At 58.4% G+C, this 23,040-nt stretch carries 17 protein-coding genes; 11 read left to right on the top strand and 6 right to left on the bottom strand.

Annotation, left to right across the window (positions count from 1 at the left end):
- Positions 1 to 4 precede the first annotated feature (4 nt).
- Complete coding sequence (locus PspCFBP13508_RS20745; RefSeq protein ID WP_137215559.1) at positions 5 to 2,386, bottom strand: Tc toxin subunit A; 2,382 nt, start codon at positions 2,384 to 2,386, stop codon at positions 5 to 7.
- Positions 2,387 to 2,803: 417 nt separating this feature from the next.
- Here PspCFBP13508_RS20745 and PspCFBP13508_RS20740 point away from each other — a divergent pair, with 417 nt between their 5' ends.
- From PspCFBP13508_RS20740 to PspCFBP13508_RS20725, 4 genes are all read left to right on the top strand, one after another.
- Positions 2,804 to 4,153 (top strand): GntP family permease, encoded by a 1,350-nt coding sequence (locus PspCFBP13508_RS20740; protein ID WP_039759733.1) that lies wholly within the window; start codon positions 2,804 to 2,806, stop codon positions 4,151 to 4,153.
- A 16-nt stretch (positions 4,154 to 4,169) separates the two neighbouring features.
- Positions 4,170 to 5,030 (top strand): MurR/RpiR family transcriptional regulator, encoded by an 861-nt coding sequence (locus PspCFBP13508_RS20735; protein ID WP_137215558.1) that lies wholly within the window; start codon positions 4,170 to 4,172, stop codon positions 5,028 to 5,030.
- Between the two features lies 1 nt (position 5,031).
- Positions 5,032 to 6,489: a D-aminoacylase gene (locus tag PspCFBP13508_RS20730; protein ID WP_137215557.1), complete on the top strand. Its 1,458-nt coding sequence runs from the start codon at positions 5,032 to 5,034 to the stop codon at positions 6,487 to 6,489.
- Positions 6,490 to 6,665: 176 nt separating this feature from the next.
- Positions 6,666 to 7,034, top strand: coding sequence for a glyoxalase superfamily protein (locus PspCFBP13508_RS20725; RefSeq protein ID WP_137215556.1), 369 nt, complete (start codon positions 6,666 to 6,668; stop codon positions 7,032 to 7,034).
- 251 nt (positions 7,035 to 7,285) lie between these two features.
- Here the strand turns inward: PspCFBP13508_RS20725 and PspCFBP13508_RS20720 are convergent, their stop codons facing one another.
- Positions 7,286 to 7,651, bottom strand: coding sequence for a DUF6124 family protein (locus PspCFBP13508_RS20720; RefSeq protein ID WP_122602659.1), 366 nt, complete (start codon positions 7,649 to 7,651; stop codon positions 7,286 to 7,288).
- Between the two features lie 479 nt (positions 7,652 to 8,130).
- Entirely contained in the window at positions 8,131 to 9,147 is a 1,017-nt protein-coding gene (locus PspCFBP13508_RS20715) for an AraC family transcriptional regulator (RefSeq protein ID WP_137215555.1), read from the bottom strand.
- A 188-nt stretch (positions 9,148 to 9,335) separates the two neighbouring features.
- Here PspCFBP13508_RS20715 and PspCFBP13508_RS20710 point away from each other — a divergent pair, with 188 nt between their 5' ends.
- From PspCFBP13508_RS20710 to PspCFBP13508_RS20700, 3 genes are read left to right on the top strand one after another with little or no spacing between them, the layout of a single operon-like run.
- The gene (locus PspCFBP13508_RS20710; protein WP_137215554.1) at positions 9,336 to 10,940 is read left to right on the top strand and encodes an FAD-binding oxidoreductase; all 1,605 of its coding nucleotides are present in this window, start codon (positions 9,336 to 9,338) and stop codon (positions 10,938 to 10,940) included.
- Positions 10,937 to 12,532, top strand: a complete 1,596-nt coding sequence (locus PspCFBP13508_RS20705; RefSeq protein WP_137215553.1) for a glycerol-3-phosphate dehydrogenase/oxidase — start codon at positions 10,937 to 10,939, stop codon at positions 12,530 to 12,532. The genes PspCFBP13508_RS20710 and PspCFBP13508_RS20705 overlap by 4 nt, the downstream gene beginning before the upstream one ends.
- On the top strand, positions 12,529 to 14,079 hold the full coding sequence (locus PspCFBP13508_RS20700; RefSeq protein ID WP_137215552.1) for an FGGY-family carbohydrate kinase: 1,551 nt from the start codon (positions 12,529 to 12,531) through the stop codon (positions 14,077 to 14,079). The genes PspCFBP13508_RS20705 and PspCFBP13508_RS20700 overlap by 4 nt, the downstream gene beginning before the upstream one ends.
- An 880-nt stretch (positions 14,080 to 14,959) precedes the next feature.
- Here the strand turns inward: PspCFBP13508_RS20700 and PspCFBP13508_RS20695 are convergent.
- Complete coding sequence (locus PspCFBP13508_RS20695; protein ID WP_137215551.1) at positions 14,960 to 16,879, bottom strand: methyl-accepting chemotaxis protein; 1,920 nt, start codon at positions 16,877 to 16,879, stop codon at positions 14,960 to 14,962.
- A 253-nt stretch (positions 16,880 to 17,132) separates the two neighbouring features.
- Between PspCFBP13508_RS20695 and PspCFBP13508_RS20690 the strand changes: the two genes are divergently transcribed.
- Together PspCFBP13508_RS20690 and PspCFBP13508_RS20685 are read left to right on the top strand one after the other, a co-directional pair.
- The gene (locus PspCFBP13508_RS20690) at positions 17,133 to 17,804 is read left to right on the top strand and encodes a histidine phosphatase family protein (protein ID WP_137215550.1); all 672 of its coding nucleotides are present in this window, start codon (positions 17,133 to 17,135) and stop codon (positions 17,802 to 17,804) included.
- Positions 17,801 to 18,622 (top strand): phosphatase PAP2 family protein, encoded by an 822-nt coding sequence (locus tag PspCFBP13508_RS20685; protein ID WP_137215549.1) that lies wholly within the window; start codon positions 17,801 to 17,803, stop codon positions 18,620 to 18,622. The genes PspCFBP13508_RS20690 and PspCFBP13508_RS20685 overlap by 4 nt, the downstream gene beginning before the upstream one ends.
- Before the next feature lie 28 nt (positions 18,623 to 18,650).
- Here the strand turns inward: PspCFBP13508_RS20685 and rimJ are convergent, their stop codons facing one another.
- Together rimJ and PspCFBP13508_RS20675 are read right to left on the bottom strand one after the other, a co-directional pair.
- On the bottom strand, positions 18,651 to 19,238 hold the full coding sequence (gene rimJ / locus PspCFBP13508_RS20680) for a ribosomal protein S5-alanine N-acetyltransferase (RefSeq protein ID WP_137215548.1): 588 nt from the start codon (positions 19,236 to 19,238) through the stop codon (positions 18,651 to 18,653).
- 238 nt (positions 19,239 to 19,476) lie between these two features.
- Positions 19,477 to 20,325, bottom strand: a complete 849-nt coding sequence (locus PspCFBP13508_RS20675) for a hypothetical protein (protein ID WP_137215547.1) — start codon at positions 20,323 to 20,325, stop codon at positions 19,477 to 19,479.
- Between the two features lie 805 nt (positions 20,326 to 21,130).
- Here PspCFBP13508_RS20675 and PspCFBP13508_RS20670 point away from each other — a divergent pair.
- Both PspCFBP13508_RS20670 and PspCFBP13508_RS20665 read left to right on the top strand, forming a co-directional pair.
- Positions 21,131 to 22,096, top strand: a complete 966-nt coding sequence (locus tag PspCFBP13508_RS20670; RefSeq protein ID WP_137215546.1) for a patatin-like phospholipase family protein — start codon at positions 21,131 to 21,133, stop codon at positions 22,094 to 22,096.
- Between the two features lie 12 nt (positions 22,097 to 22,108).
- Positions 22,109 to 23,008: a nucleotidyltransferase gene (locus tag PspCFBP13508_RS20665; protein ID WP_137215545.1), complete on the top strand. Its 900-nt coding sequence runs from the start codon at positions 22,109 to 22,111 to the stop codon at positions 23,006 to 23,008.
- The last annotated feature ends 32 nt before the right edge of the window (positions 23,009 to 23,040 follow it).

Genomic DNA, 23,040 nt, shown 5'->3' with positions numbered 1-23,040 from the left:
TTCCTTAAACATTTGCGGCGTGGAGAAGTTTGGCTGCGACGGTGCTCCATTCGTCCATTGAGCTTTCGTTATCCAAAGCCAACGTTTCATGCAGGCTTTCCAATGCAAGCCCAGCGCTTTTGCAGACTTCAAGGTGACGCGTGACCCAATCCAGTTGCTGCATGTTTTCAACACGCTCCCGGGATAAAGGCTGGGTTAGGCTGCTCAACGAATACTTGATATCAAGAAAGTCTTTCAGCGCTTCATTGGCTTTGTTTTTTTCATCGGTGGAGGCGATGTCTAAGTAACCTAGAAGATCTCCGCCTGCTCTCGCGTTGCCTCGGCTGTAATTGGCAAAGCGTTCAAGGCAATAGAAGTCTTCCAGTGCAAATACGTTGTTCCAGCCTGATTTCAGCAGCTGGGGCGTATTCAACAGCTTTAGCAATACGTCGCTGCTCAGGTTTAATGTCTGGCAGATTTCAGCGGCGGCCAGTGATTGTTTCAGCAGCAGGATTCCCCCGGCTCTGATTTGCGTACATAGCGCCTGTTCGCTGGTGTTGACCATTTTCATGACGCAGGGAATGTATTGCGCCGAAAGCCCGGCGACGTCCTGCAGCATTTGCTGCACGGCAAGCCTTTGTGGTTCTTCAGCGCTGGCATCGCGCATGGCTCTTATCGCAGCGATATGCGTGGGCAGCGTTTCACGCGCAAAAGGAACGCGCTGCCCGAGCATGCGTAACAGTTGCGCGGCAGTCAGGCCGGCGGATCGCAACCATGCCATTACTCCGTCCAGTGCCATCAGCAAATGGAGAATGTCCGGTTTGTCATTGCCTAATTTTCCGGATACCAGCAATTCCTTGAAGGCTTCGCCTCCCAATACATTGACCAACTCGACGCATTCGAGCGGGGACAAACCAAACAGCTTTGCGATGCGCGCCTGGCGATAAAGCGATGAAGCGGTCTGCAAGTTTTGACGCAGGTTTTTCGAATATGTTTTGCTTAGTTGCGCCATCTGCTTGAGCGAATGGTACGAAATCCCGAGATCCATTCCTTCGGCAAGAGAGGCGATAGTTGCTTCAATCTCTCCCCCCTCTTGTTGGAACAAATTGGCCGTCAGGGAATTGCGACGCAAAACACGATAAGACAACGGCGTGCGGCCGTCGACCGAGTGGGTAGGTAACCGATACAGCAACGCGGCGAATTCCTCTGCCTCAATCCCGTAATGTAGTTTGAAATATTGATAAACACCCAAGGCGCGCAATGTGGACGTACTGATGAATTCATCACTGCCATCACTGCCATCACTGCCATCGCTGCCATCGCTGGAAATTGCGTTGCAGACCAATGTGTCGAGATCCCCCAGCGAGATTTTGCTCCATCGATGCAAGCGTATTATGCGTTGGAGGCGGTCGAGGGCGGTAAACAGGTGTGCATTGTCATTTTCGTGTGCCAGACAAATGTTTTTCAGTTCGCTACCCTTTATATCTTCCACGACAGGATGTGAATTTTGTGACGGGTATGATTTGCTAACTTGAAGGTCCAGGAGCTGCTTGATTTCCGATGGTGAGCAATGGGTCTGAGAAGCGAACAGGTCCAGCGGGTAACGCCCGTCGTTTATTTCGGATCTGTTGACTACAGTGTTTGCTGTGCCTGTCGGGATATCTGACCGGTCGATATATTCTGCGAGCTTGACGGTGAGGACTTCGATTTGCCTGTTGCTCAGATTCGACATCTTTAGCTGGGCTTTGCAAAGCTCTTTTGTCTTCAGGTTTTCGGAATCCGCAACATGGCAATGTGGCCATTCAAACCGCAATTTGTAATCCAGAATGCCCAGTCCCAGATTCTTCGCGGCGAGCGCTACCACACATTGCTGGTGAGCGTGATGGTAGGGGAAATAAAGGGGCTTAGTCTTTTTCGACATTATCTCCAATGCTTGCTTGCGGCTGACGTTTTTTGCATCGTTTGTTATTTTTCGGCCCAGTACATTGTTGACGAATTTCAATGTCGAGAGTGATTCAAAAACAGTGCTGGCATCTATCTTTTGCTCGGCGATATCCGGACGAAGGTCTGTTATTTTTCGCCCGGGTTTAGCTTTCGCGTCGAATTGCTTGGCAAACAAGTACAACGCGCGCAGATAAGCAACTGGAGAATCGATCGAAGCGATATCGTCATGAGCGCAGAACTCCCCCCAGTTCTCTTTGAAGAGATTGTTATAAGTTGCCTCGATTTTTGTCAGGTCGCGCTTGTTTCGTGTTTTATCTGTCTCGTCTGTCTTGTCAGCTTTGTGCAGTTGGCGCTCCATTTGTTCCCGCGTCATTTGCCGGGCAGGACTGCTGGCATAAGCCAAAGTCCAAGTGTCTGCCGTTTCGCAAGTCTTTTTGAGTATGTCTGGTTCTCTTGTACTCATGATCTATTCGCCGGTTAGTGCTGTGAGTTGTCGTGGCGGCGAACATAACTTAGTCCAAAGAATTTTAGGTGTAGGAATATTCTCTGCTGAGGGTAAGAAGAAAAAACTTGAACTAAGTGGTTTGTAGGAAAAGTTCTGAAAGGATTGTTCTGGCTCGGTATTCAGGACGTTTTATTCGACTTCAGCTAGTTGTTTGTTACCGAACGTGCGGTGCAATCGTCGGCGCGAATGTTTATAAGAAATTTCGATGGCGAAAATGGATGGGGGTGATTTTCATAAAACGCGACTTGGCATATCCATTAGCGACACACCTTATCTCTCCACGAAAATTATTTTCATGCGGTTTGAAATCTCGATCTCGAAATGATTTATGAGTTTCACAACCCATTCGAACGTGACCCTTTCGAGGAGTACCGCATGACGCCTTCCTTCGGCTATTGGCTGCTGGTCTATGCCGCCGTCGCCATCATTGCGCTGATCGTGTTGATCGCCCGTTACCGGCTCAATCCGTTCATTGTCATCACCCTGATTTCCCTGGGCCTGGCGCTGGTGGCCGGGATGCCGCCGTCGGCGGTGGTCGGCGCATATGAAGCTGGCGTCGGCAAGACGCTGGGGCATATTGCGCTGGTGGTGGCGTTGGGGACGATGCTTGGCAAGATGATGGCCGAGTCCGGCGGAGCCGAGCAGATGGCGCGCACGCTGATCGAAAGGTTCGGTGAGAAGAACGCGCACTGGGCGATGGTGTGCATCGCCTTCTTGGTCGGCTTGCCGCTGTTCTTCGAAGTCGGGTTCGTCTTGCTGGTGCCAATCGCCTTCACCGTTGCGCGCCGGGTTGGCGTGTCGATTCTGATGGTCGGTCTGCCGATGGTCGCCGGGCTCTCGGTGGTGCATGCGCTGGTGCCGCCGCACCCGGCGGCGATGCTCGCGGTGCAGGCCTATCAGGCGTCGGTCGGGCAGACCTTGCTGTACGCGATCGCGATCGGCATTCCGACCGCAATCATCGCCGGGCCGCTGTACGCGAAATTCATCGTGCCGCGCATTCAATTGCCGGCGGACAACCCGCTGGAAAAGCAATTTCTCGACCGCGAACCGCGCGACAAACTGCCGGGTTTCGGCATTACCATGGCGACCATTCTGCTGCCGGTGGTGCTGATGTTGATCGGTGGCTGGGCCAATCTGATTTCCACCCCCGGCAGTGCGTTCAACCAGTTTTTGTTGTTCATCGGCAATTCGGTGATCGCGTTGTTGCTGGCGACTTTGCTGAGCTTCTGGACGCTGGGCATTGCTCAGGGTTTCAACCGCGAATCGATCCTCAAGTTCACCAACGAATGCCTCGCGCCCACTGCCAGCATCACCTTGCTGGTCGGCGCTGGTGGCGGCTTGAACCGAATTCTGGTGGATGCCGGCGTCACCGATCAGATCGTCGGCCTCGCTCACGAATTCCATCTGTCGCCGCTGATCATGGGCTGGCTGTTCGCCGCACTGATGCGTGTCGCCACCGGTTCGGCGACGGTGGCGATGACCACCGCATCAGGCGTTGTCGCGCCGGTGGCCATTGGTCTGGGTTATCCCCACCCTGAGCTTTTGGTGCTGGCGACCGGCGCGGGCTCGGTTATCTTTTCCCACGTCAACGACGGCGGCTTCTGGTTGATCAAGGAATACTTCAACATGACGGTCGCGCAGACGTTCAAGACCTGGACGGTGCTTGAGACGTTGATTTCGCTGGTCGCTTTCGCGCTGACCGTCGGCCTTTCCTACCTGCTGTAACCGGAGCCCGCCGCCCATGGACATCCTCTACCAGATCCGCGCCCGCCAGGATTTCTTCAGCGCCGGTGAGGGGCGCATTGCGCGGCTGATGCTCGACGATGTCGGGTTTGCCGCCAGCGCCAGCCTCGAAGACCTCGCGCAACGCGCCGAGGTCAGCACCGCCACGCTGTCGCGCTTTGCCCGCACGGTCGGCTGCCGCGACCTGCGTGATCTGCGCCTGCAACTGGCCCAGGCCAGCGGCGTTGGCAGCCGCTTTCTTGAACCTGGGAGCACGCCCGAGCAATCGGCTTTTTATGGGCAGATCGTTGGCGACATCGAAACCACGCTGCGCCAGCATCTGGCCGGTTTCGACGAATCGCGCTTCGCCGACGCAGTGAAATTACTCGGCCAGGCGCGGATGATTCACGCGTTCGGCATGGGCGGTTGCTCGACCCTGTGCAGCGATGAATTGCAGGTGCGCCTGGTGCGCCTCGGTTACCCGATTGCGGTGTGCCACGACGCGGTGATGATGCGCGTCACCGCCGCCAGTTTGAACGCCGAGCAAGTGCTGATCGCCTGCTCGCTGACCGGCATCACCCCGGAGCTTTTGGAAACCGTGGAGCTGGCGCGCAACTACGGCGCGCGCATCCTCGCCATCACTCGCGGCGATTCACCGCTGGCCGAACTGGCCGACGTCGTGCTGCCGCTGCAAGGCGCGGAAACCTCGTTCATCTACAAACCGACGGCGGCGCGCTACGGCATGCTGCTGGCCATCGACGTGCTCGCCACCGAGCTGGCGCTGGCCAGCCCTGAAGACAATCAAGAACGTCTGCGGCGAATCAAACTCGCCCTCGACGAATACCGTGGCGGCGACGATCACCTGCCGCTGGGAGACTGACATGCAGTACGACACCCTGATCCGCAACGCGCTGGTTATCGACGGCAGCAACACGCCCGGCTATAAGGCCGACGTGGCAATTCTCAATGGCCGCATCGAGCGCATCGGCGATCTGCCTGACACCCGCGCCAGCGAAGAAATCGACGCTGCCGGCCGGGTGCTGGCGCCGGGTTTCATCGACGTGCACACCCACGACGACACCGTGGTCATCCGCCAACCCGAGATGCTGCCCAAGCTCAGCCAGGGCGTGACCACGGTGATTGTCGGCAATTGCGGCATCAGCGCTTCGCCGGTCAGCCTCAAGGGCAATCCGCCGGATCCGATGAACCTGCTCGGCAGCGCAGCGGCGTTCGTCTATCCGCGCTTCAGCGACTACCGCGCCGCCGTCGAAGCGGCCAATACCACGCTGAATGTCGCCGCGCTGGTTGGCCACACGGCGCTGCGCAGCAATCACCTCGACGACTTGTTCCGCACCGCGACCCCCGACGAAATCACCGGCATGCGCGAGCAGTTGCGCGACAGCCTCGAGGCCGGCGCGTTGGGTTTATCCACAGGCCTGGCCTACGCCAGCGCCTTCAACGCCTCGACCGATGAAGTCATGCAACTGACCGAAGAACTCACGGCGTTCGGCGCGGTGTACACCACCCATTTGCGCAGCGAATTCGCCCCGGTGTTGGAGGCGATGGATGAAGCTTTCCAGATCGGCCGACACGCGCAATCGCCGGTGATTATTTCCCACCTCAAATGCGCCGGCGTCGGTAACTGGGGGCGCAGTCCGCAATTGCTCGCAGCGCTGGAAGAGGCAGCGAAAACCCATCCGGTCGGCTGCGATTGCTACCCGTACGCGGCGAGTTCTTCGACCCTGGATTTGAAGCAAGTCACCGACGCCCACCGCATCACCATCACCTGGTCGACACCGCATCCGGAAGTCAGCGGGCGCGACCTGATCGACATTGCTGGCGAATGGAAACTGTCGCTGGAAGAAACCGCGAAACGTCTGCAACCGGCGGGCGCGGTGTACTACGGCATGGATGAGGCCGACGTCAGAAGAATCCTCGCTCATCCGCTGTCGATGGTCGGCTCTGACGGACTGCCCGAAGACCCGTTCCCGCATCCGCGCCTGTGGGGCGCTTTCCCACGGGTGCTCGGCCATTTCAGTCGCGACGTTGGCCTGTTTCCGCTGCACACCGCCGTGCACAAGATGACCGGCCTGTCGGCGGCGCGTTTTGGCTTGCAGGAAAGGGGCGAGATTCGTGAAGGACATTGGGCGGATCTGGTGTTGTTCGATCCGGCGACCGTGCGCGATGTGGCCGATTTCAACGATCCGCAGCGGGCGGCGCAGGGGATTGACGGGGTTTGGGTCAACGGCGTGTTGAGTTATCGCGATGGACAGGCGAGTGGGGGCAGGGCAGGTCGGTTTCTGGCACGAGAAGGTGATTTGCGCGAAGGATTTGATTGATGGTGATGACGCCAAAAGATCGCAGCCTTCGGCAGCTCCTACAGGTGTACACCCGGCTGCAATCTTTTGATTTTCTGTGGTGATGGCACATTGCAATTAAAGAAAGCCATCCACAAGCCGATTTGCTGACATCCTCCCCGTCTACACTGTGGGGCCAATCAGTCAGGGAGCACCCCATGAGCTTCGGCAAAACCACCCCGGTCCTGCGGATCTTCGATGAGGCCAAGGCTGTCGAGTTCTACGTCGATTTTCTCGGTTTCAAGATCGACTGGCAGCACCGCTTCGAAGCGAATTTTCCGCTGTATCTGCAGGTGTCACGGGGCGAGTGTGTGCTGCATCTGTCCGAGCATCACGGCGATGCCTGCCCGGGTTCGGCGCTGCGTATCGAGACCGATGAGCTGGAGGCGTTTCAGCAGCAGTTGATGGCCAAGGATTACACGTTCTCGCATCCGCAGATTCAGGCGATGCCTTGGGGGAGTCAGGACATGACCATTGCCGATCCGTTTGGCAATCGGTTGGTGTTTACCAATGCGATCAGTCTTTGATCTGCATGCCTGAGATCAAAAGCCCCTCACCCTAGCCCTCTCCCGGGGGGAGAGGGGACCGACCGAGTTGACCGCGCTTCAAACGTCGACCTGAACGGCCGAGTCGAATATGGATTCACAGCGGTCATTTCTGGTCGGCGTAATTCGTGAGCATCGCACGGTCGGCTCCCTCTCCCTGGGTAGAGGGCTGGGGTGAGGGCAACCCCTGACACCCCACAAAAACCAGCCCACACCAAATCCCGCAAAAGTCCTCAATCAGTCGGCACCAACCGATCCAGCACCCGATTCACCGCCATCTCCGCGACCATCACAATCTGCGCAATGCCCTGCAACGTCTTGCGTTGCGAACCGTTCACCAGCCCCGCCTGATCGTTGAGCATCACCGTCGCCGACCCTAGTGTTTCGCAGGCGTCGGCCAATAGCGATTCGTTGTCGGCGTCGGGATTGGCCATGTACAGCGTGTTGGACTTGTAGGGCGGGGCCATGAATTCGGCGCTGGATGGGCCGAGGTAATGGTCGAGGGCGCGGTCGGCGGCTTCGTGGAATTTCTTTGAGTCGGCGGATTCGTAGGGAGATGCCGGGTCTGTGGGGGGCGGGTTTGGGGTTACTTTGAACATGAATGCTTGCCTCTTATGAAGCTGCATCCGTTTCGCCGCTAAGCAAAGGGAGGCAGCTGTGCGCAAGTTAGCGGACCGGTAAGCATTCAACCCGGTGCATCCGAAGATGCCATGCGCACAGCCACCATCGAGTGCAGGCGTGAGCCTGACCGGATTGGACTTGTACAACCGGAATGCTGTCCGAGCCGCTAAGCTCGATCACTGAGAAATCAGTGACGGAATCAAGTTAACGGCAGGCCCCAAGGCGCACAAGCCGGCGGATTCTGGCGCAGGCGTAGGCAACGGCGCAAGGAATTGTGGGTGGTTTCGCGGAATGCCGTGTCGCTTTAAACAGTTGTGCCAAGACGTGTTTAATCGGTGTGGCGAATGACGCCTTCGCGAGCAGGCTCGCTCCCACAGGGGATCTGCGGTGAACTCGGAAATGCAGACAACCGAGAACTACTGTGGGAGCGAGCCTGCTCGCGAAGAGGTCATCAGCATCACCGCCGATTCCGCAGCCGAAACTCCCCCGGCGGCATCCCGCGCCAGCTCTTGAACGTGCGATGAAACGAGCGCGGTTCGGTGAAACCAAGATACTGCGCAATGTCCTGAATCGGCAACGTGCTATTAAGCAAATAATGCTCCGCCAACTCCTGACGCAGCTCATCGAGAATCTGCTGATACGACGTCCCGACCTGCTGCAACTGCCGCTGCAACGTGCGCACCGAGATGCTGAGCTGCTCCGCCACTTGCTCCTTGCGCGGCAAGCCCTCCTTGAGCAAACCCCGCAGGATGTTTTTCACCTGCTCCCCGAGCGACGCATCCTCCAGCGTCGCCAGCAAGCCCATCGCATGTTCTTCCAGAGTTCGCAGCAACTGCGCATCGGCCTGTCGCAGCGGCAACTGCAAATAATCCAGCGGCACCACCAGCGCCGAATACGCCTGATCGAACAGCACCGGGCAACCAAAAAACGCCTCGTACTCGGCCTGCGTCACCGCATCCGGCCGCGCATGCTCCAGCCATACGCAGGCCGGCGACAGCTGCGTGTCGGCGATCCAGCGCGCGTAGTGCAGCCACGAGCCGAGCACGTTTTCCACCAGATGCCGACGAATCCGTGGCCGCTGGTAACGGCAGGTCCAGATCAGGTGCACGTGCTCGCCCTGCACCTCGGCGCGGCTGACGCCCATGTCGCCGACGAGTTTTTCGAACGGCATGATCCGGCTCATCGCATCGCCCAGCGTCGCGCAATTCATGGTGATGTAACCGAGCACGCTCCACGAATTGGGCAGGACGAAATTCGCCGCATGCAGCCCGAACAAGCCATCGCCCGAGTGCTCGCAGAAATAATCCAGCAAGCGCTCGTGAACCTCACCCGGCAGGCGCAAGGTGTTGTCGCTCAACTGCTGCGCCTGCAACCCGGCCGCCGCCAACGCAGGCTCGATGGCCATGCCCAACTGTTCGGCATGGCGCAGGTATTTGAGCAGCGGCGGAACGGAAGTGAAGCCGAGCGATGGCATGGTCGCGGTCCTTTGATCGACGGCGCGTGAGCGAATGAATGGCGCAAGGTAAGTGGATTGCCCGGCGAAAGTAAATGCCCGGACGTTTGGCGCCATTCGCTACAGGTTCTGGCCGGATGCGACCGTGACAGATCTCCAGCGCTGACTAGTATGCAAGCTTGATCCAACGGCAGAAAAAGGACACACGCATGCGACGCTGGAACGGCTGGGGAGAGGCAGGCACGGTGGTCGAACTGCCGGCCCAGGGCGCGACATTTCTCCACGAACGTCTGGGCGCTGGCCGGGCATTGCCCGATGCGACCCTGGCAGCGGCGTTGGCGCAAGTGCCGACCTCGCGCCTGGTGCCGCACCGCTTGTACAGCATCGATACTCACGATCGCCTGCTGCACGCGCGCGGCCAGAGCCTGCCGGATTGGTTGGCGTTGCGCGAAGGCGCGTTGGGTACTTATCCCGATGCCGTGGCGTTTCCTGAAACGGCCGAACAGATCCGCCAATTGCTGGCCCTCGCCCATGATCAGGATCTGTGCTTGATTCCCTACGGCGGCGGCACGTCGGTGGCCGGACACATCAATCCGCCAAACTCCACGCGCCCGGTGCTGACGGTGTCGCTGGCGCGAATGAATCGCCTGACCGACCTCGACGAACAGAGCCTGCTGGCGACATTCGGCCCCGGCGCCAGTGGGCCGCAAGTGGAAAGCCAGTTGCGCGCGCGCGGCTACACGCTGGGGCATTTTCCGCAGTCGTGGGAGCTGTCGACGCTGGGCGGTTGGGTCGCCAGTCGTTCCAGTGGCCAGCAGTCGTTGCGCTACGGTCGGATCGAGCAATTGTTCGCCGGCGGCACCCTGGAAACGTTCGCCGGGCCTCTGCAGATTCCAACCTTTCCCGCGTCGGCGGCAGGTCCCGATCTGCGTGAAATGGTGCTCGGTTGCGAAGGCCGTTTCGGGATCATTTCCGAAGTCAAAGTGCGAGTCAGCGCGTTGCCGGCGGACGAGCGTTTCTACGGCGTGTTTCTGCCCGATTGGCCGCAAGCGCTGCAAGCAATCCGGCAACTGGCGCAGGCGCGCGTACCGCTGTCGATGCTGCGTCTGTCCAACGCGGTGGAAACCGAAACGCAATTGGCGCTGGCCGGCCATCCGCAGCAGATTGCCTGGCTGGAAAAGTACCTCAAGCTGCGCGGCGCCGGCGACGGCAAATGCCTGTTGACCTTCGGTGTGACCGGCAATCGCCAGCAAAACGCACTGTCGCTGAAACACGCGCGCCAACATCTGAAAGCCTTCGGCGGTGTGTTCACCGGCACGCTGCTGGGCAAGAAGTGGGCGCAGAACCGCTTCCGCTTTCCCTACCTGCGCGAGAACCTGTGGAACGCCGGTTACGTGGTCGACACCCTCGAAACCGCCACCGACTGGAGCAACGTCGATCACTTGCTCAGCCTGATCGAAAACAGCCTGCGCGACGCCTTGGCCGCCGAGGGCGAACGGGTGCATGTGTTCACTCATCTCTCGCACGTTTACGGTGAGGGCTCGAGCATTTACACCACCTACGTGTTTCGCCCGGCAGCCGACTATGCCGCGACGCTGGCGCGCTGGCGGATGCTCAAACACGCGGCCAGCCAAACCATCGTCGACAACCACGGCACCATCAGCCATCAGCATGGCGTCGGCAAGGATCATGCGCCGTATCTGCTACGGGAAAAAGGCCCGCTGGCGATGCAGACGTTGCAGGCGCTGAGCGAACATTTCGACCCGGAAGGGCGCCTCAACCCGGGCACGCTGTTGCCAGAGTCGCGGCCATGACGGCGAACTGGAACGCGCAGTGGCGCGAGCAGATTCTGCCGACACTGGCGGATGAAACCTGGGACCTGATCGTCATCGGCGGCGGCATCAGCGGCGCCGGAATCGTCCGCGAAGCCGCGCGCCGGGGCTGGCGCTGTCTGCTGCTGGAACAGCGCGATTTTGCCTGGGGCACCTCCAGCCGATCATCGAAAATGGTCCATGGCGGTTTGCGTTACATCGCCAACGGCCAGTGGCGCCTGACCCGCGATTCGGTGCGCGAGCGTCAGCGCCTGCTCGACGAAGCGCCGGGGCTGGTCGAGCCGATGAGTTTCATGATGCCGCACTATCGCGGCGGCTTTCCCGGGCCGCGCGTCATGGGCAGCTTGCTCTCGGTGTACGACGCGCTGGCGGGACGGCGCAACCATGGTTTTCATGACGCCGAGCAACTGCGTTTTCTCGCCCCGGGGGTGAAGGAAAACGGCCTGCTCGGCGGCAGCTGTTTTGTCGATGCGCTGACTGATGACGCGCGGCTGGTGATGCGCGTACTGCGCGAGGCCCGGGCTGACGGCGCGGTGGTGCTCAATGGTGTGCGCGTCACGCAACTGCTGCGTGAAGGCGGGCGGGTGTGCGGGGTTCAGGTGGAAGATGGCGAGGGCGGGGCGACGCTGCAATTGCGCTCCGCTGTGTTGGCCGTTGCCACCGGCGCATGGGCCGAACGGCTGCGTCCGACTGAGGCACCACGGCAATTACGACCGTTGCGCGGCAGTCATCTGTTGCTGCCAGGCTGGCGTCTGCCGGTCGCGCAGGCGTTCACTTTTCTGCATGAGCGCGATCGGCGCCCGGTGTTCGTGTTTCCGTGGGAAGGCGCGACGGTGGTCGGCACCACGGACCTTGATCACTGCGAAGATCTCGACCACAGCGCGCGCATTTCCAGCGACGAACTCGACTATCTGCTCGCCGCGTGCCAACAGCAATTTCCCGGCGCCGAAGTGGGCGTCGACGACGTGCTGTCGACCTGGTCAGGCGTGCGTCCGGTGGTGGGCAGCGCGGCGGGTGCGCAGCAGGACAAACCGTCCAACGAAACCCGCGAACATGTGCTGTGGCAGGAGCCGGGTTGCGTGACTTTGGCCGGCGGCAAACTGACCACATTTCGCCCGCAAGCGATCGAAGTGCTCAAGGCGTGTGCGGTGATGCTTGGGCGCTCCTTTGTCGATGACGGCGCGCCGGTGTTCGCCGCTGTGCCGCTGCTGACAATTGCGGGACTGGGCGCCAGTCAATGGCGACGCTTGGCCGGACGTCACGGTCGAGACCTGCCGAGGCTGGCGCAATTGCTCGGCGAACTCGGTCTGGAAACGGTTGGCGCCACCGATACGTTGTGGGCAGAGCTGGCGTTCGCCTGCGAGGCGGAAATGATTCTGCATTTGGATGATTTGCTGCTGCGCCGCACCCGTTTGGGCCTGTTGCTGCCGCGCGGTGGCGAGGACTATCTGCCTGCGATTCGCACGCTCTGCCAGCCGCGATTGGCTTGGGATGATGAGCGCTGGCAAGCGGAAATCCAGCGTTATCGATTGTTGTGGCTGCGCGATCACGGCTTGCCGGAGATCACGCCATGAAATACCTGTTAGCCATCGACAACGGCACCCAGAGCGTGCGCGCATTGCTCTTCGATCTGCAGGGCAATCTGCTCGGCAAAGGCAAAGTCGACTTGCAGGCGTACTACTCGACGCAACCCGGTTGGGCCGAGCAGGATCCGGAATATTACTGGGCGAAACTCGGCGAGGCTTGTCAGCAACTCTGGCAGCAGACCGGCATCGACCGTGCGCAGATTGCCGGCGTGTCCCTGACTACCCAGCGCGGCACGGTGATCAATGTCGATGCCAGCGGCAAACCGCTGCGCCCGGCGATTGTCTGGCTTGATCAACGTCAGGCCGAGGTCGAGGGCGGCACCAAGGGGCCGTGGGGCTGGCTGTTCAAACTGGTCGGCGCCAAGGCAACGGTGGATTACTTTCGCGCCCAGGCCGAGGCCAACTGGATCGCCCGGCATCAGCCCGAAGTGTGGGCGGCGACCGACAAGTTTCTGCTGCTTTCGGGCTTTCTCACTCATCGCTTGTGCGGACGCTTCGTCGATTCGGTCGGCTGCTGCGTCGGCTATCTGCCCTTCGACTTCAAGCGGCTGAAATGGGCGGCGCCGCGCGACTGGAAATGGCAGGCACTGGCGGTGCGCCCGCAGCAGTTGCCGAGCCTGCACAAACCCGGCGAAACCCTTGGCTATATCAGCGCCGAAGCCGCCCGGCACACCGGCATTCCCGAAGGCCTGCCGCTGATTGCCGCCGGCGCCGACAAGGCCTGCGAAGTGATCGGCTCCGGCGTGGTCGATGCCAGCACCGTGTGCCTGTCCTACGGCACCACCGCGACCATCACCAGCACACGCTCACGCTACCTGGAAATCGTCCCGCTGATCCCGCCGTACCCCTCAGCCGTGCCCGATCAGTACAACTGCGAAGTGATGATCTATCGCGGCTACTGGATGGTCAGCTGGTTCAAGAACGAATTCGGCCTGCGCGAGATGCAGCAGGCGAAAGCCCAGGGCATCGAACCGGAGCAACTGTTCGACGCGCTGGTCAACGCGGTGCCGCCGGGCTCGATGGGTTTGATGCTGCAACCGTACTGGTCACCGGGCATCCGCGAACCGGGCGTGGAAGCCAAAGGCGCGATGATCGGCTTCGGCGACGTGCACACCCGCGCGCACATCTACCGGGCGATTCTCGAAGGCCTGGCCTACGCGCTGCGCCAGGGCATGGAAAACATCGAACGGCGTTCAAAAGTGTCGATCCTGCGCCTGCGCGTCGCCGGCGGCGGCTCGCAAAGCGACGCCGCCATGCAACTGACCGCCAACATCTTCGGCCTGCCGGCAGAGCGCCCGCATGTGTATGAAGCGTCCGGGTTGGGGGCGGCGATTTGCTGCGCGGTGGGGTTGGGAATGCACAGGGATTTTCCATCGGCCATTGCGGCGATGACCCGGGTTGGAGCGGTTTTCACACCGCAGCCTGAGGCGCAGAAGGTTTATGAGCAGTTGTACAGAGAGGTGTATTTGCGCATGTACCGGCAGCTCAAACCGCTGTACCAAAGCATCCGCAGAATCACCGGGTATCCCCAATAGTCCTGACACCCTAGACCCCTGTGGGAGCGAGCCTGCTCGCGAGTGCGCAGTGTCAGTCAATGATGATCTGAATGATCCACCGCTTTCGCGAGCAGGCTCGCTCCCACGGGGATTTTGCTGTGCGCTCAAAATCCGGTGAGTCACACAAATCCAAATGTGGGAGCAGCTTGCTCGCGAATGCGCACTGTCAGGCAACGTCGATTTGATTGACCCACCGCCATCGCGGGCAAGCCCGCTCCCACAAGGGTTTTGCGGTCTGATCAAAATCCAGCGTGCCCCACAAATCCAATGTGGGAGCGAGCCTGCTCGCGAAGGCGCAGTGTCAGGCAATGTTGATTTGACTGACCCACCGCCATCGCGGGCAAGCTCGCTCCCACAGGGATTTTCGGTGAGCTCAAAATCCAGCGAGCCACACAAATCCAAAGGTGGGAGCGAGCCTGCTCGCGAAGGCGCAGTGTCAGGCAACTTTGATTTGATTGACCCACCGCCATCGCGGGCAAGCTCGCTCCCACAGGGATTTTCGGTGAGCTCAAAATCCAGCGAGCCACACAAATCCAAAGGTGGGAGCGAGCCTGCTCGCGAATGCGCAGTGTCAGGCAACGTCGATTTGATTGACCCACCGCCATCGCGGGCAAGCCCGCTCCCACAGGGGTATTGCGGTGTGCTCAAAATCCAGCGAGCCACACAAATCCAAAGGTGGGAGCGAGCCTGCTCGCGAATGCGCAGTGTCAGGCAACGTCGATTTGATTGACCCACCGCCATCGCGGGCAAGCCCGCTCCCACAGTTATCGAGATGAACACATCAACAGTGCTCGACCACGAAAACCTGTGGGAGCGGGCTTGCCCGCGATTCGGTTTCAGCCTCAGCGCAAGACGAACATCAAACGCGGAAGTGGCTGACCATCTGCTGCAACTGACCACCCAACCGCGCCAGCTCAACACTCGACGCTGCCGTCTCATCACTCGCCGCTGCGGTCTGCTCGGACACGTCGCGGACGTTGATAATGCTGCGGCTGATCTCTTCGGCCACGGCGCTTTGCTGTTCGGCAGCGGCGGCGATCTGCTGGTTCATCGACTGGATGTTCGACACCGTGCGGGTGATGTTTTCCAGTGAGGCGCCGGCCTTGCGCGTCAGGGCGACGCTGCTGTCGGTCAGCGCGCGGCTGTTGTTCATCACCGCAGAAACCTGCTGGGTGCCGTTCTGCAGACCGGCGACCAGGCCTTCGATTTCCTCGGTGGATTTCTGTGTGCGCTGAGCCAGACCACGCACCTCATCGGCGACCACGGCAAAACCGCGCCCGGCTTCACCGGCACGCGCGGCTTCGATCGCGGCGTTGAGCGCGAGCAGGTTGGTCTGTTCGGCAACAGCCTTGATCACGTCCATGACGCTGCCGATCTTGTCGCTTTCCTGTTGCAGCACGCTCATCGCTTCGGTCGAACGCACCACTTCGCTGGCCAGACGTTCGATCTGCGCGATGGCCTCATTCACCACCTTGTCGCCTTCACGTGCTTCGCCGTCCGCAGCGGCAGCGGCTTGCGACGCTTCCTCGGCATTGCGCGCAACTTCCTGCACGGTGGCGGTCATCTCGTGCATGGCGGTGGCGACCTGATCGGTCTCGATTTTCTGGCTGTTCACACCGGCGCTGGTCTGCTCGGTCACTGCCGACAACTCTTCAGCGGCGCTGGCAATTTGAGTGACGCCGTCGCGGATGCCGCTGATCAAATCACGCAGGGTCACGCCCATGCGCGCGATGCCTTGCTGCAATACGCCGAGTTCATCGCGACGGGTAACGGTGACATTCTGGGTCAGGTCGCCGCTGGCGATGCGCTCGACCACGGCCAGGGTTTCGCGCAACGGACGGGTGATCTGACGGGTGATGATCACGGCAGCAATGATGCCCACCAGCAGCGCCAGCAACGTGCTGATCAACTGGAAGGTGCGCGCCTGGGCGCTTTCAGCGTCACGACGGTCAAGTTGAATCTGGTACAGCTGCTCGCTCAGGGCGACGATGGTGGTGCCCTGATCGGTCATTTCCTTACGCGCCTGCACGGCATCGGTGTTGGCGTTCTTGTACGCCATCAACGCGCTGCGGTAGCTGGTCAGCGCGGTTTCCAATTGGCGCAGGGCATCCTGCTGAGTCGCGGCAAATTGCGCATTCAGTGGTTTGAGGCTGGCGATGGCCGCGTCGATCTGGCCGACGGCTTTCTGCTCGGTCTCGGCGTTGCTGGTCGCGGTGTAACCACGCACTTCATAGCGCGCGAGGATGAACGCTTCCTTGGCCGCAGTGACAGCCTGGAACTGTTCGAAACGCTGATCGCTCAACTCCATCTGCTGCACGCGCTGGCTGATCGATTCGATCAGGTTGTACGCGGTCTGAGCGTTGGCGCTCATGGTGTCGCGCGCGCTGTTGCCGGTGCGATAGGCGTTGCGCATTTTGTTCAGCGAGGTCTGGTATTCAGCGATGGTCGCGGCCTGCTGCTTGAGCAGTTTGACGTTCTCCGGACTCTTGAATTTGCTGATCAATGCCTGCTGCTGAGCGGCAAAACTTTCCAGGGTGGTCTGCACATTCTGCGCGGCGGTTTCGTCGCCGTTGGTCAGCATGTATTGCAGGCGCACCACGCGCAATCTGGTCAGGCCGGCGTTGAGCTGGGTGATGTCGCTCATCCAGTTGCTGCGGTCGATCAGGCCGCCGAGGCTGGTCCAGCCGGTCAGCGCCAGAATGCAGGTCAGGGCCAGCACCAGGCCGAAGCCCAGGCCGAGTTTCATGTTCACGCTGATGTTACCGAACCAGCTATTCATGCAAATCCTCCAGAAACGTTGGGTTTCTTGGTCGTCAGTTAAGCTGGAAGATTGTTGTTCTTTTGAGCCAGCAGGGGTGTTAGCAGGTCTGTATCGGCCGCAAACCCGAGAGCTGAAAGGATTTTTGTCTGACAGTCCACGAAGCAACGAATCTCAAGGACTTTTTCACATGGGTTTCACTGACTGCCCACGCGCGCCTCTGTAGTTTCACCGCATCGAATGACCTGTGATGCAGAGTGGCGAGGCGGTTTTTGTGGAATTGAGACTGAGTCTGTTCGGCGTCAAACGCTCGATCGATCTGAGCGGTCTGGCGCGTTTTCGCGATGCATGGGTGGTGCTCGCGGCATCGATTTTGGTGATCCCGCTGACCCTGTGGTTGCTGGCGCCAAATGCCGTGCCGGACCTGGCCCACGGTAATCAGGCGGGTGCACAAGCTTTGGCGGCGGGGTGGGCCAAGGGCGACATGATCGTGCTGGTGCGCCACGTCGAACGTTGCGATCACTCCAAAGCTGCGTGCCTGAGCGGCAGTGACGGCATCACCGACCGCTCGCGCAGTGTCGCAGCGGCAGTCGGTGCTCGTTTCGAACAACTGGGCCTGACCGACGCCGACATCTATAACAGCCCGTCAATGCGCACCGTGCAGACGGCCGGCTATATGTTCAACCATGCCGCCAGTGGCGATGACTGGTTGATCAACTGCAGAGGCCGCATGTTGCAGGATGCCCTTGCGCACAAGGTCCCCGGGCGTAACCTGGTTCTGGTGACCCACAGCGAGTGCATGGCGCAGATCGAAAAAGACCTGAAAGTGCCAGCCTCGAACATGGGGTACGGCGCGTCCTTGTTCATATCCGTTGCCAGCCCGGCTGCACCGAAGATGCTCGGCTTCATTGAAGCCTCCGACTGGCGCACGGTGACTACCCGATGAAATCCCGTTTCTACGCTTACAACCTCGGCATTCCGCTGGTTTGTGCGGCAGTGGTGTTCCTGATGTTCGACATGACCAACATCGACATCGCCTTCAGCAATCTGCTGTTCGACCCACTGAGCCAAACCTTCCCGATCGACAAAATCCACTTCTTCGAGAAACTTACCCACAAATGGGCGCGGATCATTCCGAACTGGACGGCGGAGATCGCGCTGATCGGCGCACTGCTGTCGCTGATCTGGCCAGGGGCCAATCCGCACGAACGGCCACGACTCGGCGCCTTTCTGGAGCGCAGCAGAGTCGCACCAGTGCTGCGATTTGCCGCAGATCACCGTAGGGATTTTTTCTTTGTCGTGATCGCGTTTGCGCTCTGCACGGGCGTGATCCACTTCCTCAAATCCCACACCAGCGTCTACTGCCCGATCGAGACCACGTTGTACGGGGGGGAAATGCCCCACATCGAGTGGTACAGCAATTTCCAACTGTTCCACGAAGCCGGGAGTGGCCGTTGCTGGCCGGGCGGCCATGCGTCGGGTGGCTTCACCATGCTGGCGCTGTATTTCGTGGCGCGACGGCATCAGTGGCGTTTTTCCAATGCGATCTTGTGGGGCTCGCTGCTGCTGGGCTTGGTCTACGGCACCACCCGCGTCCTGCAGGGCTGGCACTACATGTCCCACACGTTCTGGGCCGGCATCTTCGTCTGGCTGACCTGTTTACTGACGGCATTGGCCTTCTACGGACGCGCACGATTGGATTTACCGGTGCGGGCCAAAAGCACGCAGAAAGCTTTCAACGCAGAGCCTGAGGTATCGCTCTGAACGCGTTCAGAAAAACCTGGATTGAACGTCAACCCAGGCGCCGCGACCAACGTTGATCCGGCGCCTCGAACCCCGGATTGACCAGCGCCGTCAGCACATGATCCTGCCAACGCCCGGCAATGTTCAGATACGCCTTCGCATACCCCTCACGCTCAAAACCCAACCGCTCAAGCAAACGCGCACTGCGCTCATTGCCGGGAATGTAATTGGCCATGATCCGATGCAGATTCTGCGTATCGAACATATAGCCAATCCCCGCTTGCAGCCCCTCCTGCATCAAACCCCGTCCCTGATGCGCCTCATCGATGTGATAACCCAGATAACACGCCTGAAACGCCCCACGAATAATCCCGCTGAAATTACACGCGCCGATCATCTGCTGACCGTCCGGCGACAGCAGCGCGAAATGCATGGCTAACCCGGCTTCGAAAGCACTGGCCTGGATCTCGAGGCGACGGCGGATGTTGGCGGTGGAGAAGTAGTCGGTGGTGCGGATGGGCGACCACGGCGCCAGGTGGCGGAGGTTGCGCTGGTAAAAAGCGCTTTCGAGCTCGGCCTGATCGGGGGAGAGGATCGCCAGGGTCAGGCGCGGGCAGGGCAGGGATAACAGCGGCATCGAGCGCTCCTTGGCGAGGGATCTGCTGGCAGAGTCGCGCATATGCTGGGGAGCGGCAAGGTTTGGGGAATGAAGGACGAAAAAAAGCCCGCTAGGAGCGCGGGCGAACCGTAGTTTCTTGAATGAGCGGGGGGATTTTATGGGATTGGTCGGGTGGGCTTAGTGAAGAAAAGTTCATCTCGCTTCCGCCGACCGGGTCGATGTCCCGACAGTCGATCTTCAACGCACGATGAAAATATCAGCGCCCATACAGCACCGTATTCATCAACGCATTGACCTGATTTGGCATCGTGTGGATGAACCAGTCGAAAGCAAGACCCGAGGTAAGCAGATACGCGAGAACCAGCAGGAGAGGCATGAAGATGATGTTTTTGCGCAGATTGGCGTACTTGCGGGTTTTTCTGGAAAGCCATGGTTCGCCAGTGCCATTGTTGTTGGCATGAGCACCCGCAACGATGAAGTAGGTTGAAAAAAGCATCATCCGAATGCTGGTATAGATAAACAGCATTACGCCTGTCAGGTGCAGCAGGAACCAGTGCATGTCTAGCAGGACGAAATATTTCTTTATTCCCGTCAGGCCCTGCTCATTGATGATCTGCTGGCTGTACTGAAAGTTTTGCGGCGCCAGGGTGGGCATAAAAGCTTCGTCGGTGACATACGTCGCGGCCACGCAAAATGCCAAGCAAAACAACAGCGCAACGACCCACTTAATGCCCGCGAAGAAGCCCCGGTAAAGGCTATGCAAGGTTCCGCCAGCCCACAGGGAAATGGTGAATAGCGTGATCCAGGAAAGCAAGTTGAGTATCTCAGCCCGGAAAAACACATAAATCAGCCCGGCAATCACCATCATCATGCAGATGACTGGAGTCATATCCTGGCTTGTGCTGGCGGCGTTCACGCCCGGCGGTGGATTGACCACAGTGTTGAAGGTCAGGTTTACCGAATGGCCCGGCTGATTGGCGGATTGTGGAGAATCGCCTTTCAGTACCCGATCCAGAATGGCTCCCAGAATCAGGCCGAGGATGGTGAAGAACGCCGATATGTAGATATCGACTTCCTTGGATTGGATTGTTTCGATGAAGCTCATGTTTTATTGCCTTCCTTGTGCAGGTTGAGTGTTTCACGTGCCGATCGGGTTTCTCTGCGAGGCATCCAGCCAGCTGCGGAATGGTAAGGGGATGGGTGTGGTTTGGCTATTTCCGCAAGTGTATTTACTTCACAGCCAAGTGGGTTTTATCAAATTGGAGAAGGAGCCGAAGCTGGGCCGTTCACCTCCAAAAACCTGTAGCGTCGAATACGAACAGCGACGGCAGGTTTGAGCCAATGGAGAGCGAATGGCGCACATTGCCAAACCCCTGATGCGACAAAGCCCGCACTGGGCGGGCTTTGTAGTTGAGAGTTGGTCGGCCGGGGTAATTTGAATTCGTTCGATAACATATTGATCTATAACATTAATATAAAATTTTATTTTTATGTGGAATACCAATTGGAATACCGGCCAGTTCGGTTGTTTTACTATCGCCGTGTGCCGCTCTGACGATTTCTATGTTCGTGAGTCTGTCTTGTACGTCCACTCATAGTTGCTGGGAAAACAGAGGCTGATTACGCGGAGGCTGCGATGATTTCCGCCAATTTAATCAAGCCATCGCGAAGCTAATAGAGCGAGTTTTCGGGCGGCTCCAGTCGAAATCGGAACGAAATCGCATTCCTACGTAAATTTCAAGTCTGGTTGACTAACCAATCGCCGACAGATTTTGCGTAGCCACGCAGCCTTCAAAACGGCGCATGCGTTTTCACACAGTCTGAACCCGAAGCGGGCAGTCAAAATCCGCTATTTAAATCGGGCCGGTTCCTCCCTACTGTTACACTTCTAAAAAAGCAGGGAGCAATACATGGTCGATGTAAGTGTTAGCAAGGAAGAGCGGCCCCAGAACCAATCGGGGTCACCTTACAGAATCCTCTCGCTGGATGGCGGCGGGGCCAAGGGCTTCTACACGCTCGGTGTACTGAGAGAAATCGAAGCCATGATAGGTTGCCCGCTCTCTGAGCGCTTCGATCTCATCTTTGGAACAAGCACTGGGGCTATCATTGCTTCGCTCCTCGCCTTGGGGTATCGAGTCGAGGAAATCCATGAGCTTTACAAGAAGCATGTACCGACCGTCATGTCTAAGCGGTCACCGTCTGAGAAAACCGATGCTCTTGCCAAACTTGCCAAGGACGTATTTGGAGACCGTACCTTTGACGAGGTGAAAACGGGCATTGGCGTGGTTGCCACCCGCTGGCTGACCGAGAAGCCGATGATCTTCAAGGCCAACATAGCTCAAGCGCACGGACGCAAGAGCTCTTTCATTCCCGGTTTCGGAGTAAAGATGGCTGATGCTGTTCAAGCCTCTTGCTCCGCATACCCTTTCTTCAATCGGAAGGTTGTGATCACGTCAACGGGAGACCAAGTCGAACTCGTTGATGGCGGATACTGTGCCAACAACCCCACTCTGTATGCGATTGCCGATGCGCTTGTTGCAATGGAGCGACCGCATCAGGATTTGCGCGTCGTTAGCATTGGAGTGGGAATCTATCCGGATCCGAAACCTGGTCTGAAAATGTGGCTAGCCAAGAAATACTTGCTTAGCGTGCAGCTCCTCCAAAAGACACTGGAAATAAATACTCAGTCGATGGATCAGTTACGAGAAATTCTATTTAAGGACGTGCCAACCATCCGTATCAGCGACACGTTCGAGCGTCCGGAAATGGCAACAGATCTCATGGAGCACAATTTGGGTAAGCTGAACATTTTACGGCAACGGGGAAGTGAGTCTTTCGCCTCTCGTGAGGCTCAACTGCGTGATTTTTTGCTATAGGAGTGAATGTAGATGGCTATACCTGAGGCGCAGCTCGAAACTTGGTCCCATCAGGGGGCTATCCAAGGGTCTAGCACTACCTATAACGCAGTTAAAAGTGTGCTCGAAGCGAAGAGCACCCCCTATGCCGACAGGAACTACCAAATTTTTCTGCAGGGGTCGTATGGCAACGACACCAATATTTATGCTGAAAGCGACGTTGACGTAGTCATCCTTATGAAGGACTGCTTTTACAGTGACCTTGAAGCGTTATCTGACGCGGAAAAGGAGGCATGGAAGAGCGCCCATAGCGATGCAACTTACACGTATACGACCTTCAAGAAGGATGTGCTTTCGGTATTGACTGCTGCATATGGAAAAGATGTGGAGGCCGGAGATAAGGCAATCATGATTGATGCCAGCAGTAGTAGGAGGAAAACTGACGTAATTGCGTCAATGCAGTTTCGACGCTACTACAAATTCAATGGATTCCAGGATCAGTCGTATGAAGAAGGCATTTGCTTCTTCAATTCTGCAGGTGAACGGATAGCGAATTATCCAAAACAACATTCCGCAAATCTTACCAAAATGCATCAAGGCTCCAGCAGCTGGCTAAAGCCTATGGTGCGTATATGGAAAAATATGCGTACTAAACTTGTCAATGATGGAGTTATCAAGGCCGGGCTTGCACCGTCCTACTACATTGAGGGGTTGCTTTATAATGTTCCCGCTGAAAAGTTCGGAGGTAGCTACGCAGACTCATTTGTCAACGTCTTCAACTGGATTCAAAAGGAGGCGGATAAAAGTAAGTTGGTCTGTGCAAATGAGCAGTACTATCTGTTGCGGGAAAATGCTCACACTTGCTGGTCTCAGGCTAATTGCAATGAGTTTCTTGAGGCAGCTGCTCAGCTATGGAAAGGGTGGGGTAGCTAGTCCGTGAAATAAAGCTGCCCAGACAAATTCAA

It is taken from the genome of Pseudomonas sp. CFBP13508 (assembly GCF_005233515.1).
Taxonomy (GTDB): domain Bacteria; phylum Pseudomonadota; class Gammaproteobacteria; order Pseudomonadales; family Pseudomonadaceae; genus Aquipseudomonas; species Aquipseudomonas mercuritolerans.
The sequence above is the reverse complement of the archived record's forward strand: the minus strand, read 5'-3'. Positions and strand labels throughout refer to the sequence as shown.